We start from the raw sequence: 15,355 nt of genomic DNA on the forward strand, positions 1-15,355 counted from the left end.
GTCGTCCCAGGCAAGGCCGCCCTCGTCATGCGCGTCCTTCCAGAAGCCGGTCATGAACTTGACCGAGTCGAGCGTCTCCTTGCTGTTGATCACCACCTTGCCGCTTTCGTCGACTTCCTTGCCGCCCCAGGACCACAAATAAGGGTAGCTGAACGTCGGGGCGTCGCCGAAGGTGTGACCGAGCGTCTGGCCGATCGGGCGGCCCTTGGCTTTGAGCTTCTTGCCGACCTCGTGGTACTTCTCCCAGGTGTCCGGGAAGGAGGAGGCGCCCGCCTCTTCGAACCACGATTTGCGATAGGCGATCATGCCGCCGATGATGGCCCAAGGCATCGATATCCACTTCTTGCCGTCGTTCGAGTTGGCCTTGACCAGCGCGTAATGGGCCCCCTCGGCCTTGGCCAGCGGCTCGACCACGTCGGTCATATCAACGCAACTCGCCGCGTAGAGCTGCGGATGGTTGTTGTTGAGCATGATCAGGTCCGGACCGGAGCCCGACTGGATGGCGGAAGTGATCCGCGGCTGCAGATCGTTGGCGTTTACCGTCTCGAAATTGATCTTGACGCCCAGCGCCTTCTCGGCCTCGGGCAGCATTTCCTTGCGCAAGAGCTGATCGGAAGCCGGCACGAAGTCGTTCCAGCGCAGCCAGTGCACGGTGGCGCCCTGCGCAAAAGCGGGCGGGCGTCCGGTAGCCAGGATGCCGGCCATGCCGCCGGCCAGCACGGTGCCGCCCTTGAGGACGTTACGTCGGGTTAGTTTCGTCATGGATTCCCTCCCTTGGTGATACCCCCTTGGCCGGTCTCACGCCGGCTTGAGATCCTTATCGTTTTGTAGCGCCTGCGTGGTTCAACGCATGCGCACGTTCGCGCGTGCGCAACACGTTGTTTGGACGATCATTTGTCGGTGTGCCCGGTCTTCCGGCGACAAATGGCGATTGCGGCGTGAAACAGGGTGAATTGCTCGCAAGAAGCAGGCATTGCAGCCGGCGCATGAACCTTACTGCCATATCGGCACCCCTCCCGCGCAGCACTGGTGTTGCCGTCGCTGAGCGGGTTTGCCCCGTCTTGTTTAAAGCTTGGGTACCGGAAATGCTGGCGCGACGTCATTGTCGTCGGTCGCAGCAGGAAATCAAGAGTTAGCTTTGCCGCTGGCGCATTCTCACATCGTAAATGGCGGGTGGCCGCCCTGAGTGTGAACCGGTTACGTAAGACGCTTCATATCGGCCCTTCGTCACGAGAATTGGCGACGTTGCCGAAAGGCGCATTGCTGAGAACGGAGCGGCTTTCGCGCGCCCGTGGGTTGCGGTAGCCTCGGGCGAGAGACCGGCCAAGGAGGCGAAGACCTATGAAAGAAAGCACGTTGGCCAAGATCACCGCCTCCGTAGCCGCAGCAAGAGGGGTGGCGAAAAAGGCATTAGCGGCGAGCCCCAATCCTGATTGGACTGAGTCCGAAATCCGCGCCATCGACGAGTGGATCGCACTTCAGGATGTCGAGTTAGATCGCCCTGAAGCCATCCGCCGGCTGGTCGAACTCGGACTATCGGCGAAGCGATGAGCGCGCACGATTGGACGGTGATTTTTCTGCGTCGCAGCCCTCATCACACGGCGCCTCGATCGCTTGGGCAAGCAAATCGAAGCTGTTCGCGATTATCTCCTGGTCGAACTTGGGAATGAGGAAACGAAGTCCGAAACGCTGCGTTCTCTTGCCGCGCTTCATTGCCAGAGCCGCGACGCGGTTCACCTGATCGCCATTCGAAACGCGGCGGTTATCTTCACGCCATCTCCATGTTGGTATCGAAAAAAGCGCTCACCGTTCGTTGGCCTCGTCGCGATCGAAGCGATGGCCCTGCGGAAACGTCCAGTTGCGTGCGGCCATCCGGTCCAATGCCCTGCGGCGCTGGTCTTTCCTGGTTTCGACCTCGATGGCGCCATCGCGCGCGGCGACCACGTTCAATTGGTCGCCTTCCTTCAGTCCGAGTTCTTCGACCAAGGCCTTGGGGAGGTGAACCGCCAGACTGTCACCCCACCTGAAAATCTGCATTTCTGGCTCCATGCGATCCCGTATGAATATGTTATCACAGAGGATATCATCGAATTTAAAAGCGTTGGTTATTTGATCCGCGTCCGTGCAACGCGCCTAGACCGGATCAGCAGCGCGCCTCAGCCAGCCTTCCCATCTTTTCCGCTCGCCACACCGTCCGCCATCACGCCGCCCAATCCGTCACCATCAGCCCCGGCACCCGCTCGAATTCGCGGCCGTTCGCCGTAACCAGGGTCGCGCCGCGGCGTCGCGTCTGCGCGGCAATCAAATAATCATAGGGGCCGATCGGCGTGCCCTTGCTCTCCAGATGCGCACGAATGTCGCCGGCATGCGCGGCGTCTTCAGCATCGAACGGGAGCACTATGATGCCCGGCGCCAGAAACTCCGCCAGCAGGCGCTCGGCTTCAGCCCGTCTGTCGCTGCGCACATGGCCATAGCGCAACTCGAACAGGGCGATTGCAGAAAAACCGATCTCCGTTCCCAGCCGCAACTGTTCCGCCAGCCGGTGCCGGACCGAAGGCACGCGGCGGTTGATCACGTACATCGCGATGTTGGTGTCGAGACAGATCATTTATCGAAGAAGATTCGCGGATCAGGCTCGAGCGGCGGATCGTCAGGGATGCCGTCGGGGAGGAAATCACGCCCGCCGAGTTCGTCGAGACGCGCGAACCACGCCTCCGCATCAAATGGCTGTTTTTTCAGTGGCTCAAGGATCACCTTGTCGCCAACCTTGCTGACCCGCACTTCGCTACCCTCGAAGCGGAATTCCTTCGGCAGCCGCACAGCCTGACTGCGGCCGTGCATGAACAGTTTTGCGGTTGCACTCATGATCTATTTTCCCGTGATAGATACCATTGATATATATCACCTTACCAGAGCGTTGGTCAATCGTGGCGACGACGCGGGCACAAGCGCAATCGCGCCGGATCGCCATTTCACCGCCGGAATGGTCGGCCCGCCTGCATGAGCCAGCCTCGACAGCTTTTTGACTCGACCTAGGATTTGCGTTAGGCGGCGACCTCGCCGCAACGTTCGGCAAAATCCCGGTCTCCCGTCACGCCTATGGTCGATCCAGCTCCCTCGCAGCATCTTTTCGCCGACATGCTCGCGCGCGTCCATGCCGCTTGCAGCGCGCTCGTGACTGACGCCGCATGGCCGGATGCCGACCTGTCGCGCGTGGTGGTCGAGCCGCCGCGCGATGCATCCCATGGCGACATGGCGACCAACGCCGCGATGGTGCTGGCGAAGGACGCCAACGCAAAACCACGCGATCTCGCCGAGCAGATCGCAGCAAAACTGCGCGTCGACGATTTGATTGCCTCTGTCGATGTCGCCGGTCCCGGCTTCATCAATCTCACCCTGAAGCCACACGTCTGGGCCGACGCACTGCGCACCGTTTTGCACGAGGGCGATGCCTACGGCCGCAGCGGCGTCGGCGCGGCCGAAAAAGTCAACGTCGAATACGTCTCGGCCAATCCGACCGGGCCGATGCATGTCGGCCACTGCCGGGGCGCGGTGTTCGGCGACGCGCTGGCGAGCCTGCTGGCGTTCGCGGGCTATGACGTCACCCGCGAATATTACATCAACGATGCCGGCGCGCAGGTCGACGTGCTCGCGCGCTCGGCGTTTCTGCGCTATCGCGAAGCGCTCGGCGAAAACATCGGCGAGATTCCGGAAGGGTTTTATCCCGGCGACTACCTGAAGCCGGTCGGGCAGGCGCTCGTGGCCGAACATGGCGACAAGCTGCTGAAGATGAGCGAAGCCGAATGGCTTCCGATCGTGCGCGCCAGGGCCATCGCGATGATGATGGAGGAGATCAAGGGCGATCTCGCCGCCCTGAGCATCGAGCAGGATGTGTTTTTCTCCGAACGCTCGCTGATCGAAACCGGAAACAACCGGGTTGCCGAGACCGTCGACTACCTTCGGTCCAAAGGCGACGTTTACGAAGGCCGGCTGCCGCCGCCGAAGGGCGGACCGGTCGAGGATTACGAGGACCGCGAGCAGACCCTGTTCCGTGCCACCGCCTATGGCGACGATGTCGACCGGCCGCTGCTGAAGTCCGATGGCTCCTATACCTATTTCGCCGCCGACATCGCCTACCACAGGAACAAGTTCGATCGCGGTTTTCGCGAAATGATCGACGTCTGGGGCGCGGACCACGGCGGCTACATCAAGCGCATGCAGGCTGCGGTGAAGGCCGTCACATCGGGCAAGGCCGCGCTCGACGTAAAAATCGTGCAGCTGGTGCGGCTGTTACGCAACGGCGAGCAGGTCAGGATGTCGAAGCGTTCCGGCGACTTCGTCACGCTGCGCGAGGTGGTCGATGAGGTCGGCAAGAATGCCGTCCGCTTCATGATGCTCTACCGCAAGAACGACGCGGTGCTGGATTTCGACCTCGCCAAGGTGATCGAGCAGTCGCGCGAAAATCCCGTGTTCTATGTGCAGTACGGCCACGCCCGCGGGCACTCGGTGTTCCGCAATGCCCGCGAGGTGGTCCCGGACCTGCCGGAGGACGCCAAGGCGCGGGCGGCATACCTTAAGGACGCGGCGGTGGAGCGGCTGACCGACGCGGCGGAACTGGACCTGCTGCGGCGGCTGGCAATGTACCCCCGGATGGTCGAGGCGGCGGCGGCCGCACATGAGCCGCACCGAATCGCTTTTTATCTCTATGATCTCGCCAGCGAATTTCACGCGCTGTGGACCAGGGGCCGGGATTTGCCCTATTTACGCTTCATTATCAATAATGATGCAGAGATTACAAAGGCGCGGCTGGCGTTGGTTCAGGGCGTCGTCTCGGTTCTGGCATCGGGCCTCGCCATTCTCGGCGTCCATGCTCCGGACGAGATGCGATAGGGGATAGCGCGCTCACATGGGGATCTGTGAGGGCAATTAACTGGCAGCGGCTGGTTCGTTTGTAAGGGCGGGTTGGCGGCTGTCCCGAAGGGGACGCATCATCACGATGGCTGATCAATACCAGGACAAATCGTCCACCGCGGACGACGACGATCGCGGATCTCCGCAGGCCCCTGCCAAGGGCGAGGGCGACCCCTTGGCTGAACTGGCGCGGCTGATCGGGCAGACCGACCCATTCTCCAGTTTTGGCCGCGCCAACCAGCCGATGCCGCCGCGCGAAGCCGATCCCTATCACCGGCCGGAGCCGGACCCTGAACCGGAAATCGACGAAAGCCCTGCCGCCGGCCCGCCGCCATGGATGGCGCGCGCCGCGCAGCAGGAAGCTGCCCCGCAACTGGATTTCGACACCTCCGTGCATCCGCTGCGCCGCTACGCCGCCGCGCATCCGCCCGCCGAGCCGGAATACCACGAGGCGCCGCCGTTCGCCGCCGACGCCGATCAGCAGCCGCAGGCCGATCCCGCGCGCTACGACGATGCGCTCTACGGCGAGCCCGATCCCGGCACCTACGACGCTCAGCAGCAGGGCGCGGCCTACGCCGACGATCCCTATGCCTATCAGGACGGCTACGCCGAGGAGCCGGAAGATCAGAAACCGCGCCGCGGCGGCATGATCACCGTCGCTGCCGTGCTGGCGCTGGCCGTGGTCGGGACCGGCGGAGCGTTTGCCTATCGCACCTATATGGCATCCCCGCGCAGCAGCGAGCCGCCGATCATCAGGGCCGATGCGGGTCCGACCAAGGTCGTGCCGGCGCCGTCAGGCGATGGCGTGGCCAAGGTGCCGGACCGCATGACGACCGGAGGCGCCGAGAAGATCGTGCCACGCGAGGAAGCTCCGGTTGACGTCAACGCCGGCAGCCGCGTGGTGTTTCCGCCGCTGAACCAGAACCCCAATCCGCCGCCGGCGGCGAGTGTCGCACCGGGCGCCAAGCCGGCTGCGGCTCCGGCGGCCAATGGCACCCTGGCGGGCGACGAGCCGCGCAAGATCAGGACGCTGGCGGTGAAGGGCGATCCGGCCGACGTTGCGGCGACGCCGGCGCCGAAGCCCGCCGCCGCGCCGCGCCCGGCACCTGCGCCGGCCGCCGCGGCACGCACTCCGGCACCGTCACCGGCGGCCAACGCCAATGCCTCGGCCAATGCGCCGCTGTCGCTGTCGCCGCAGGGCGCCCAACCCACGCCTGCGGATACGCGAACCCGCGTTGCCTCCACCAATGCCGCGCAGGCCGCGCCCGGCGGTGGGGGAAGCTTTGTGGTCCAGGTCTCGTCGCAGCGGAGCGAAGCCGATGCGCAGGCTTCCTACAGGGCGTTGCAGGGCAAGTTCCCGTCGGTGCTCGGATCGCGCGCGCCGCTGATCAAGCGCGCCGATCTGGGTGACAAGGGCGTCTACTACCGCGCCATGGTCGGCCCGTTCGGCTCGCCTGAAGAAGCTGCTCAAGTCTGCGGCAATCTGAAAACGGCCGGCGGGCAGTGCGTGGTTCAAAAGAACTAGCCATCCAAAGGAATTAACGGCCGTTTCCTTGACCCTCGGCCCGGGCGCGGTCTAATCCGCGCCATGACAACGCGCGCATTCATCACCGGCGTATCCGGGCTGACGCTGACCGCCGAAGAGCGTGCATTCATGCACGCGGAACGGCCGTGGGGCTTTATTTTATTCAAGCGTAACATTCAAACACCTGAGCAAGTAACTGCATTGGTGATAGAATTGCAAGAAAGTATTAACGAGACCGATGCGCCCGTCCTGATCGACCAAGAGGGCGGGCGGGTCCAGCGATTCGGGCCGCCGCACTGGCCGGCTTATCCGCCCGGCGCGGTGTTCGGAACGTTATACGACATCGACCGCAAGCTCGGTCTTGCGGCGGCACGCCTGAGCGCGCGCCTGATCGCAGCCGACCTGATCGACCTCGGCGTAACCGTTGATTGCCTGCCGCTGGCGGACGTTCCGGTTGCCGGCGCGGACGCCGTGATCGGCAACCGGGCCTATGGAACCGAGCCCGGCAAGGTGGCGGCAATCGCGCGGGCGGTGACGGAGGGACTGGAGCAGGGCGGTGTGCTCCCCGTCCTGAAGCATATTCCCGGACATGGGCGGGCGACCGCGGATACCCATTTCCGGCTTCCCGTCGTCGGTACATCGAGGGCGGAACTCGAACGGACCGATTTTGCGGCGTTTCAACCGCTGGCGGACTTGCCAATGGCCATGACCGCACATGTTGTGTTTAGCGCACTTGATCCTGCCCAACCGGCGACGACATCTGCGACAATCATCGAGCAGGTGATTCGCGGCAGTATCGGGTTCCAGGGCTTGTTGATGAGTGATGATGTGTCCATGAACGCGCTGGCGGGGTCGATCGCCGAGCGGACCGGGGCGATCGTTTCAGCAGGCTGCGACATGGTTCTGCATTGCAACGGCAATCTCGATGAAATGCGGGAGGTTGCGCGGCAGACGCCGGTGTTGTCGGGCAAGGCGCTGGAGCGTGCCAAACGTGCACTGGCGTCGCGAAAAGCCCCGCAACCGTTCGATCGCGCGGCGGCGCGGGCGGAACTGGATGAATTGGTCGGTCGTGCAGGGGTTGGCGCATGAGCGCGGAAATTCTGTCGTTTGAAACCGGACGGCCTGCCGAACTCGCCGACGACGAGCCGTCGCTGGTGGTCGATGTCGAGGGCTATGAAGGCCCGCTCGACCTGCTGCTGGCGCTGGCGCGGCAGCAGAAGGTCGACCTGCACAAGATTTCCATTCTGGCGCTGGCCGACCAGTATCTGGTCTTCATCGAGGCCGCGCGAAAAATTCGCCTCGAGCTTGCGGCCGATTATCTGGTGATGGCGGCGTGGCTGGCGTTTCTCAAGTCGCGGCTGTTGCTGCCGGAGCCGGCGACGCCGGACGGTCCGAGCGCCGAGGAAATGGCGACGGCGCTCGCCAATCGGTTGCGCAGGCTCGAGGCCATTCGCGAAGCGTCGAACCGGCTGATGAATCGCCCGCAGTTGCAGCGCGATATTTTTCCGCGCGGCCAGCCGGAATCCATCGCGGAAATCCGCCATCCCCGGTTCACGGCCACGCTGTTCGATCTGCTCACAGCCTATGCAGCCCAGCGCCAGCAGCGCGTGCTCGCCAATGTGCATCTGGCAAAACGCTCGGTTTGGTCGCTGACCGAGGCGCGTGCCTCGCTCGAGCGTCTGGTCGGCATGGCCGAGGACTGGAGCCGGCTCGACGAATACCTCATCAACTACGTCGTCGATCCCTCGCAAAAGGCCACCGTTTTCGCGTCCAGCTTCGCTGCGGCGCTGGAAATGGTCCGCGAGGGCGAGGTCGAACTGCACCAGAGCCAAGCGTTCGCGCCGCTGTATTTTCGCAAGCGTCCGCCGCAACCGATGTCCGCCGCTTCTGCCGCGCCGGACACGTTGCCGGAATAATTGGAAGAAGGAGACCGAGCCATGGCAAGCCTGGCGGAAAAACGCATCGCGGAAATCGATGACCGTTCGGAAAATCCGCAAGCGCGGCCCGAGGAATTGCGACTGCTGGAAGCGCTGCTGTTCGCCTCCACCGAACCGCTCGATCAGGCGGCCCTCGCCAAGCGGATGCCCGACGGCGTCGACATTAAGCTGGCGCTGGCGCAGTTACAGGCGGACTACGCCTCGCGCGGGGTCAATCTGGTGCGCGTTGCCAACAAATGGACTTTTCGAACCGCAGGCGATCTGTCCTGGCTGATGACGCGAGAAAGCACCGAAACGCGGCGGCTGTCGCGCGCGGCGATCGAGATGCTCGCAATCATCGCCTACCACCAGCCGGTCACGCGCGCGGAGATCGAGGACATCAGGGGCGTGATCACCTCCAAGGGGACGCTGGATGTGCTTTTGGAAACCGGCTGGATTCGTCCACGCGGCCGCCGCAAATCTCCGGGACGGCCGCTAACATTCGGCACCACCGAGGCTTTCCTGTCGCAATTCAGCCTCGAGGCGCTCGGCGACTTGCCCGGTCTGGAAGAGCTCAAGGGAACGGGCTTGCTGGACTCGCGGCTGCCGTCCGGGTTCAGCGTTCCCGCGCCGTCGGACGATCCTGCGCTGCGCGATGACGAGGATCCGCTGGAAATCGGCGACCTGGAACTGGCGCTGGCACCGGCGGCGGAGCCGGAAAAAGACGGCGGCAGTTGACCTTCGGCTGCATTCGGCCGCGGATTAACAATAGCGGCAATGCGTCGCGCCATCGGCGATATGACAAGGCTTAAGTCCTTGTTTTTGACAACTCCTGCGCCTACCTTCCGGGCAAATAAAGGCCGCTTTGGCGGCCGCGTGTTTGGAGGGTTGCAGGATGGGTTCGCTTAGCATTTGGCACTGGATCGTCGTGATTGCGGTCGTCCTGCTGTTGTTCGGCCGCGGCAAGATTTCCGATCTGATGGGCGACGTGGCCCAGGGCATCAAGGCCTTCAAGAAGGGCATGCAGGACGATGACAAGGCTCCCGAAAAGCAAGAGCCCGTGAAGACCATCGATCACAATGCCCCGGCGCCCACGGCGGCGCGGTCGGATGTCGGCAGCAAGGTGGTTTAAGCAAAAAGTCTTGCGGCACGCTTGCGGCAAACCGGTGCCGGCGCGTTGATCTTGCGGCAGGATTGCGGCAAGACCGGTTGAAGGAGACGCGGGCGCGCCTAAAGCCTTGCGTGAGCGGAATTTTTCATGTTCGACATCGGGTGGAGTGAACTGGTCGTCATCGCGGTTGTCGCGCTGATTGCCATCGGCCCGAAAGAACTGCCCGGCGTGCTGCGCATGGTCGGCCAATGGATGGGCAAGGCGCGCAAGATGGCCGCCGAATTCCAGGGCCAGTTTCAGGAGGCGATGCGTGAGGCCGAAATGGCCGACCTCAAGAAGACGTTTAATGAGGTCAAGGAGACGGCCACCGGGTTTGCCAGCGACAACATCATGACCTCGCTGCAAAAGGATGTCGGCGACGCGCTGAAGATCGACGACATCGACAAGCCAGCGCTCGAGCCGCCAGTTGTGCCGGCAACGCCCGAGCCGCCGACGCCGGAAACATTCGCCGAAGCGGAAACCAATTCGGTCGCCGAGCGCCTGGCACTCAGGCAGGAAGCTCGCGCCGCCCAGCTGGAAGCGCCGATCCCGGAGACGTTCTCCGAGGCCCATGCGCACGCGCTTGCCAGCCAGCCGCTGGCGATTACGCGTGAGGTTCACGCCACGCCCCCTGACGCGCCGCCGGCCGAAAATCCTGACATTCTCAAGGACGCCAAAGCGTCATGAGCGACGAGGATATCGAGGCCAGCAAAGCGCCCCTGATGGATCACCTGATCGAGCTGCGCTCGCGGCTGATCAAGGCGCTGCTGGCGTTCGGCGTCGCCTTCATCTTCTGCTTCTTCTTCGCTAAGCAGATCTACAACGTGCTGGTGTGGCCATTCGTCTGGATCGCAGGACCCGAGAATTCGAAGTTCATCTACACCGCACTTTTGGAATATTTCCTGACGCAGCTGAAGCTGGCGCTGTTCGGCGCGGCATTTATCTCGTTTCCGATTGTAGCCGCCCAAATCTACAAGTTCGTTGCGCCCGGCCTCTACAAGCACGAGCGCGGCGCGTTCCTGCCGTATCTGGTCGCGACGCCGTTCTTCTTCGTGCTGGGATCGATGCTGGTGTATTTCGTGGTGCTGCCGATGCTGGTGCGGTTCTCGCTCGGCATGCAGCAGATGGGCAGCGCGGAAACCGCGCAGATTCAGCTGTTGCCGAAGGTCGGCGAATATCTGTCGCTGATGATGTCGCTGATCTTCGCGTTCGGCGTCGCGTTCCAACTGCCGGTGATCCTGACGCTGCTGGGGCGGATCGGCATCGTCAGCGCAAAGATGCTGCGTGAAAAAACGGCGCTATTTCATCGTCATCGCCTTCATCATCGCAGCCGTCCTGACGCCCCCCGACGTGATCAGCCAGGCCTCGCTCGCGATCCCGTTGATGGCGCTGTATGAGGGTTCGATCATCGCGGTGCAAATGGTGGAGAAGAAGGCCGCGGCCAAGGCGGGGGGCGTGACGCCATCCGCAACCCCGCCCGATCCAAAGCCGGCGGAGTAGGGTCGTTCCGCAAAAATTCTGCTCTTTCAGCCGCCGGTTGTGGCGGAGCCGTTCTCGGAATGCTTAGATCAGGTCATCGGGGGAAGACGATGGCCTGGGCATTTGATACATTGGGCTATGCCAAGCGATTGCGGGAAGCCGGCGTTTCCGACCCACAGGCCGAGGGTCACGCTGAGGCTGCGCGTGAGTTCATCATGATCGAACTGGTGACCAAGCAAGACTTGCAGGCAGCGATCAATTCTCTAGAGGCCAGGCTGGGGGGAAGGATCGATACCTTACAGGCAGCGATGGAGACTCAGACGCTACGCTTGACCGTGCGCCTAGGCGGAATAGTCGCCGCCGGGATCGGAATATTGGCGCTCATCGAGCGTCTTCGGTAGGGCGATATTGTCCAATTCGTCATGCCCGGGCTTGTCCCCGGCATTCGCGTCTTTTACAGACCTCGCAATCAAGACGTGGGTGGCCGGGACAAGCCCGGCCATGACGCAGGAATTGTGGTCATGCACGACATCAAAACGATCCGCGACAATCCAACGGCCTTTGACGCCGGCTTAAAGCGCCGCGGGCTGGACGGTATGGCGCAAAATTTGAGTTCTATTGAAGGTCGAAGGCTGGGAATAATTCGTGTGCTTGAGAGTTGGAGGGCCCGCCGCAAGGTTGCGTCGGAAAAAATCCATCAAGCAATGAAGGCTAAAGATGAGAGCGAGGTGCAAAAGCTTAAAGAGGAAGTAGCTGAGTGCAAAACCTCGATCACCACTCTTGAGAAAGAGCAAAAGGCAGTCGATCAAGAGATCGAAACAGCGCTTGCTGAAATCCCAAACCTGCCGCTGGAGGACGTGCCCGACGGCGTCGACGAGCACGGCAACGTTCAGCGGCATGTCTTCGGCAGGATACGCAATTACGCGTTCAATCCGAAACCGCACGACGATCTCGGCGGCGCGCTCGGCTATATGGATTTCGAAACCGCGGCAAAACTAAGCGGCGCGCGCTTTGTAGTGCTGAAGAAGGGCCTCGCGCGGCTTGAGCGCGCGATCGGGCAATTCATGCTCGACCTGCACACCAGCGAACACGGCTACACTGAGGTCAATCCGCCGCTGCTGGTGCGCGACAACGTCATGTTTGGAACGGGCCAGCTACCGAAATTTGAGGACGACCAGTTTCAGGCATTAAAGCAAATATCGATGGATGAGTTCATTCAGCGATTTTCAAATATCTATCACAAGAACTATTTTCTTCCGTGGTCTGATGAAGCCTCACGAAGAATGAAGGACGAAAATTGGACGCCCCAACAAGTCAACGAGTGGTCAGCCACCATCGATTGGGATGCGAGGATTCAAGAAGCGAAAGCGGTGGCCGCAAAGAATCCATATGATCGCTATTGGCTTATCCCTACTGCCGAAGTCCCACTCACAAACCTTGTTCGCGAATCCATCCTCGACCAGAAAGAATTGCCGCTGCGCTTCACTGCGCTCACTCCATGCTTTCGCGCGGAAGCCGGTGCGGCCGGGCGCGATACCCGTGGTATGATTCGTCAGCACCAATTCACAAAAGTCGAACTGGTGTCGATCACCACGCCGGAAAACAGCAAGGACGAACACGAACGCATGCTGTCGTGCGCCGAGGAAGTACTGCGTCGCCTCGACCTGCATTACCGGGTGATGACGCTGTGCGCCGGCGACATGGGATTCTCCGCGCAAAAAACCTACGACATCGAGGTCTGGATGCCGGGGCAGGGCGAGGGCGGGGCCTACCGAGAGATCTCATCCTGCTCGGTGTGCGGCGATTTCCAGGCGCGGCGCATGGACGCGCGCTATCGCGGACCGGATGGTAAGCCGCGTTTCGTGCACACGCTGAACGGCTCCGGCACCGCCGTGGGGCGCGCGCTGATCGCGGTGATGGAAACCTATCAACAGGAAGACGGCTCGATCGCCGTGCCCGACGTGCTGCAGCCTTACATGGGCGGGGTGAAGCTGATTGAGAAAAGTTAGACCACGCTGCAGGCGGATTGCTCCGTTACTTCGCTTCTGGCAATGACGGAAGCCACGGTAAGGTTGACTGGTTAGGTTAAAACCGGGATCGCGTTGCAAGCGTAGAGCGGACGGCTACGGTCGGCACGTCGCGCAAAGTGACCGGCAAAGCCGCACCGGCCACGATTTCAATTGCGAGACACGGGGCCGCCGGTTTGTAGTCAGTCCGGCGGTCCCACTTCCAAGTGAAATGAACCGCACGGAAACTACTGTCGCCAAAACAATCGCTGCCCGAGAGGTTCGGCATCTTCCGCCAGCACCGGGAGGTTGTGAAAATCCTAACCTTCACGTTATTGTTGACGGGACCGGTTCCATTTTCGTCCATGAATCCGGGTTCCCGTAAAGCCCCTGTTAACTTCTCTCGATAACCGCCGCTCAAGAGTTTTGCCCTACGGTATCGGGATGGGGAACCCGATGGGTAGACACCGAAAAGACCTCGGCGAACGCAAGCACGAACGGATCGAAGTTCGGCGGCTGGGCTTCGTCATTCCGGCGCCCGACGCGCCCTGGATCGAATGCTTCGTCGTCGATATCTCGGAGAGCGGCGTCTGCCTCGACGTCGGCGCGCTGCCGGTGCCCAAGATGTTCGGTCTCGCCTTCACGTCATGCGGCACCGTTGTGCGCATCTGCCTCAGGGCGTGGCGCCGCGGCGAACTGGTCGGCGCCCGCTTTGTCAGCGCAAAGCAGCTTCGCCGCGGCGAGCAAGCCTATAACAATCCGCGGCTTCAGAACGAGCCGGTTTAGGGCTGGCGGTTGAGCGCCTGCGTTATTCGATCACTTCGTCGGCACGGCCAAGCAGCGCCAAGGGCACATTGAAGCCTAGCGCTTTGGCGGTCTTCAGATTGACGGTCAGCTCGACCTTTGTGACCTGCACAACCGGCAGTTCACCCGGCTTCTCGCCTTTCAGAATCCGTCCCACATGGGTGCCGGCCTGGCGGTGGGATTGCCGGAAGCTTCCACCGTAACTCAGCAGGCCGCCCGCCGAACCGCTCCGGAGATTCGGCACCAAGATATCCGGTTACCGGCATTTTCGGCTGCTGCGCGCGGGCGGCGAGCGGCCATATCGCGGCACTGCCGAGCACCGCTACGAAATCTCCGCCTCATTACGTCCTCCGCCATGCGCCAGCGATGGTTCAGTGATTGATATCACATCGCGGTGTGCTGCCCCCAGCACCGTTCATACGCATGCGGCGAGTTGACGAAGGTTTCCAGCCTATTGCCGGGTTTGCCTCGACGGCGATAGGCGGATAAAGACGGCGTCGAGCGGCGCAAGATCGATCGAAAAGGGCACGCGGGCAGATGCGGATTCTCTGTACCAACGACGACGGTATTCATGCCCCGGGCTTGAAAATCGTCGAAGAGATCGCGCGCGCGCTTTCCGATGATGTCTGGGTGGTGGCGCCGGAGCTCGATCAGTCCGGCGTCTCGCATTCGCTGTCGCTGAACGATCCGCTGCGCCTTCGCGAAGTCGGCCCGCGTCATTTTGCGGTGCGGGGCACGCCGACCGATTGCGTCATCATGGGCTCGCGCCACATCCTCGGCGAGAAGGGGCCCGATCTGGTGTTGTCCGGCGTTAACAAGGGCCGCAACGTCGCCGAGGACGTGGTCTATTCCGGCACCATCGCCGGCGCCCTGGAAGGCACCATTCTCGGCATTCCGTCGTTTGCGCTGAGCCAGGAATTTTCGATTGAGACCCGCAACGCGCCGCTGTGGGACACCGCGTTGAAATTCGGCCCGCAGATTTTGCGCAAGGTGATCGACGCCGGGGTGCCGAAGAATACCGTGATCAACGTGAATTTTCCGGCCGTCGCCCCCGATGAGGTCTTGGGAGTCAAGGTGACGCGACAGGGCAAGCGCAACCTCGGATTTCTGAAAGTCGACCAGCGCCGCGACGGTCGCGGCAACCCGTACTTCTGGATCGGCTTTGAGCGGCTCGCGCACATCGATACGCCGGCCGAGGGCACCGATCTCGCGGCCCTTGCCGCGCGCTACGTCTCCGTGACCCCGCTGCGGCTCGACCGCACCGACGAGGAATTTTCGGCAGCGCTGACCGCGACGCTGAAGTAGGGCTTCTCACCACGGGATCTCGTTATCCTGAGGTGCTCGCCGTCTTCACGGCGAGCCTCGAAGGATCGGCCACGAGCGCATGCGGCCATCCTTCGAGGCGCGCAAGAAAGAGCGCGCACCTCAGATCCTATGGGTTGGCGGGTGGTCAAGAGGTTAGGATTGGAGTTGCACCACCAACCAACCTCGGAGGACCAAGATGACTAGTCTCGATCCCACTGACGCACCCGCCGCGGTGGATTATGCCACCGTTTACGTTGCT

General features: G+C 62.2%; 18 protein-coding genes and 1 pseudogene. 13 read left to right on the forward strand and 6 right to left on the reverse strand.

The annotated features are described in order from the left end of the window. The coding region (locus VGP39_RS26025) for an ABC transporter substrate-binding protein (protein WP_327570964.1) at positions 1–762 on the reverse strand (762 nt) is incomplete at its 3' end. 579 nt (positions 763–1,341) lie between these two features. Here VGP39_RS26025 and VGP39_RS26030 point away from each other — a divergent pair. Continuing rightward, complete coding sequence (locus tag VGP39_RS26030; RefSeq protein WP_327570965.1) at positions 1,342–1,551, forward strand: hypothetical protein; 210 nt, start codon at positions 1,342–1,344, stop codon at positions 1,549–1,551. Here VGP39_RS26030 and VGP39_RS26035 read toward each other — a convergent pair. From VGP39_RS26035 to VGP39_RS26050, 4 genes are all read right to left on the reverse strand, one after another. Further along, positions 1,534–1,737 carry a hypothetical protein gene (locus tag VGP39_RS26035; RefSeq protein ID WP_327570966.1) on the reverse strand — a complete coding sequence of 68 codons (204 nt, stop codon included), beginning with the start codon at positions 1,735–1,737 and terminating at the stop codon, positions 1,534–1,536. The two genes, VGP39_RS26030 and VGP39_RS26035, sit on opposite strands and share 18 nt — an antisense overlap. Before the next feature lie 66 nt (positions 1,738–1,803). Beyond that, positions 1,804–2,037 carry an AbrB/MazE/SpoVT family DNA-binding domain-containing protein gene (locus VGP39_RS26040; RefSeq protein WP_327570967.1) on the reverse strand — a complete coding sequence of 78 codons (234 nt, stop codon included), beginning with the start codon at positions 2,035–2,037 and terminating at the stop codon, positions 1,804–1,806. Between the two features lie 163 nt (positions 2,038–2,200). Continuing rightward, on the reverse strand, positions 2,201–2,608 hold the full coding sequence (locus VGP39_RS26045) for a type II toxin-antitoxin system VapC family toxin (RefSeq protein ID WP_327570968.1): 408 nt from the start codon (positions 2,606–2,608) through the stop codon (positions 2,201–2,203). Beyond that, positions 2,605–2,865 carry an antitoxin gene (locus tag VGP39_RS26050; protein ID WP_327570969.1) on the reverse strand — a complete coding sequence of 87 codons (261 nt, stop codon included), beginning with the start codon at positions 2,863–2,865 and terminating at the stop codon, positions 2,605–2,607. Before VGP39_RS26050 ends, VGP39_RS26045 begins: the two co-directional genes overlap by 4 nt. Before the next feature lie 234 nt (positions 2,866–3,099). Between VGP39_RS26050 and argS the strand changes: the two genes are divergently transcribed. The 11 genes and pseudogenes from argS (at position 3,100) to VGP39_RS26105 (ending at position 13,773) form a co-directional block, all read left to right on the forward strand. After that, a complete protein-coding gene (gene argS, locus VGP39_RS26055; protein WP_327570970.1) occupies positions 3,100–4,890 on the forward strand; it encodes an arginine--tRNA ligase in 1,791 nt (596 codons plus the stop codon). Positions 4,891–4,996: 106 nt separating this feature from the next. Then, complete coding sequence (locus VGP39_RS26060; RefSeq protein WP_327570971.1) at positions 4,997–6,436, forward strand: SPOR domain-containing protein; 1,440 nt, start codon at positions 4,997–4,999, stop codon at positions 6,434–6,436. A 63-nt stretch (positions 6,437–6,499) separates the two neighbouring features. Further along, positions 6,500–7,525, forward strand: a complete 1,026-nt coding sequence (gene nagZ / locus VGP39_RS26065; protein ID WP_327570972.1) for a beta-N-acetylhexosaminidase — start codon at positions 6,500–6,502, stop codon at positions 7,523–7,525. Continuing rightward, on the forward strand, positions 7,522–8,352 hold the full coding sequence (locus tag VGP39_RS26070) for a ScpA family protein (RefSeq protein ID WP_327570973.1): 831 nt from the start codon (positions 7,522–7,524) through the stop codon (positions 8,350–8,352). Before nagZ ends, VGP39_RS26070 begins: the two co-directional genes overlap by 4 nt. 21 nt (positions 8,353–8,373) lie before the next feature. After that, positions 8,374–9,090: an SMC-Scp complex subunit ScpB gene (gene scpB, locus VGP39_RS26075; RefSeq protein ID WP_327570974.1), complete on the forward strand. Its 717-nt coding sequence runs from the start codon at positions 8,374–8,376 to the stop codon at positions 9,088–9,090. Between the two features lie 157 nt (positions 9,091–9,247). Next, positions 9,248–9,484 (forward strand): twin-arginine translocase TatA/TatE family subunit, encoded by a 237-nt coding sequence (locus VGP39_RS26080; RefSeq protein WP_327570975.1) that lies wholly within the window; start codon positions 9,248–9,250, stop codon positions 9,482–9,484. A gap of 126 nt (positions 9,485–9,610) precedes the next feature. Further along, positions 9,611–10,189: a Sec-independent protein translocase protein TatB gene (tatB, locus tag VGP39_RS26085; protein ID WP_327570976.1), complete on the forward strand. Its 579-nt coding sequence runs from the start codon at positions 9,611–9,613 to the stop codon at positions 10,187–10,189. Next, positions 10,186–11,002 (forward strand): annotated as a pseudogene (gene tatC, locus VGP39_RS26090) (twin-arginine translocase subunit TatC). The gene tatB and the pseudogene tatC overlap by 4 nt, the downstream one beginning before the upstream one ends. An 89-nt stretch (positions 11,003–11,091) precedes the next feature. Further along, positions 11,092–11,382 carry a hypothetical protein gene (locus VGP39_RS26095; protein WP_327570977.1) on the forward strand — a complete coding sequence of 97 codons (291 nt, stop codon included), beginning with the start codon at positions 11,092–11,094 and terminating at the stop codon, positions 11,380–11,382. Between the two features lie 120 nt (positions 11,383–11,502). Next, the gene (gene serS / locus VGP39_RS26100) at positions 11,503–12,990 is read left to right on the forward strand and encodes a serine--tRNA ligase (RefSeq protein ID WP_327570978.1); all 1,488 of its coding nucleotides are present in this window, start codon (positions 11,503–11,505) and stop codon (positions 12,988–12,990) included. A 453-nt stretch (positions 12,991–13,443) separates the two neighbouring features. Next, positions 13,444–13,773, forward strand: coding sequence for a hypothetical protein (locus VGP39_RS26105; protein WP_327570979.1), 330 nt, complete (start codon positions 13,444–13,446; stop codon positions 13,771–13,773). 22 nt (positions 13,774–13,795) lie between these two features. On the opposite strand, the gene VGP39_RS26110 is transcribed toward VGP39_RS26105, so the two are convergent. Continuing rightward, the gene (locus tag VGP39_RS26110; RefSeq protein WP_327570980.1) at positions 13,796–14,035 is read right to left on the reverse strand and encodes an ABC transporter substrate binding protein; all 240 of its coding nucleotides are present in this window, start codon (positions 14,033–14,035) and stop codon (positions 13,796–13,798) included. 293 nt (positions 14,036–14,328) lie between these two features. Here VGP39_RS26110 and surE point away from each other — a divergent pair, with 293 nt between their 5' ends. Further along, positions 14,329–15,096, forward strand: coding sequence for a 5'/3'-nucleotidase SurE (gene surE / locus VGP39_RS26115; protein ID WP_327570981.1), 768 nt, complete (start codon positions 14,329–14,331; stop codon positions 15,094–15,096). Positions 15,097–15,355: the final 259 nt, after the last annotated feature.

Origin of the sequence: Bradyrhizobium sp. (genome assembly GCF_036009065.1) — a bacterium.
Lineage (GTDB): Bacteria > Pseudomonadota > Alphaproteobacteria > Rhizobiales > Xanthobacteraceae > Bradyrhizobium.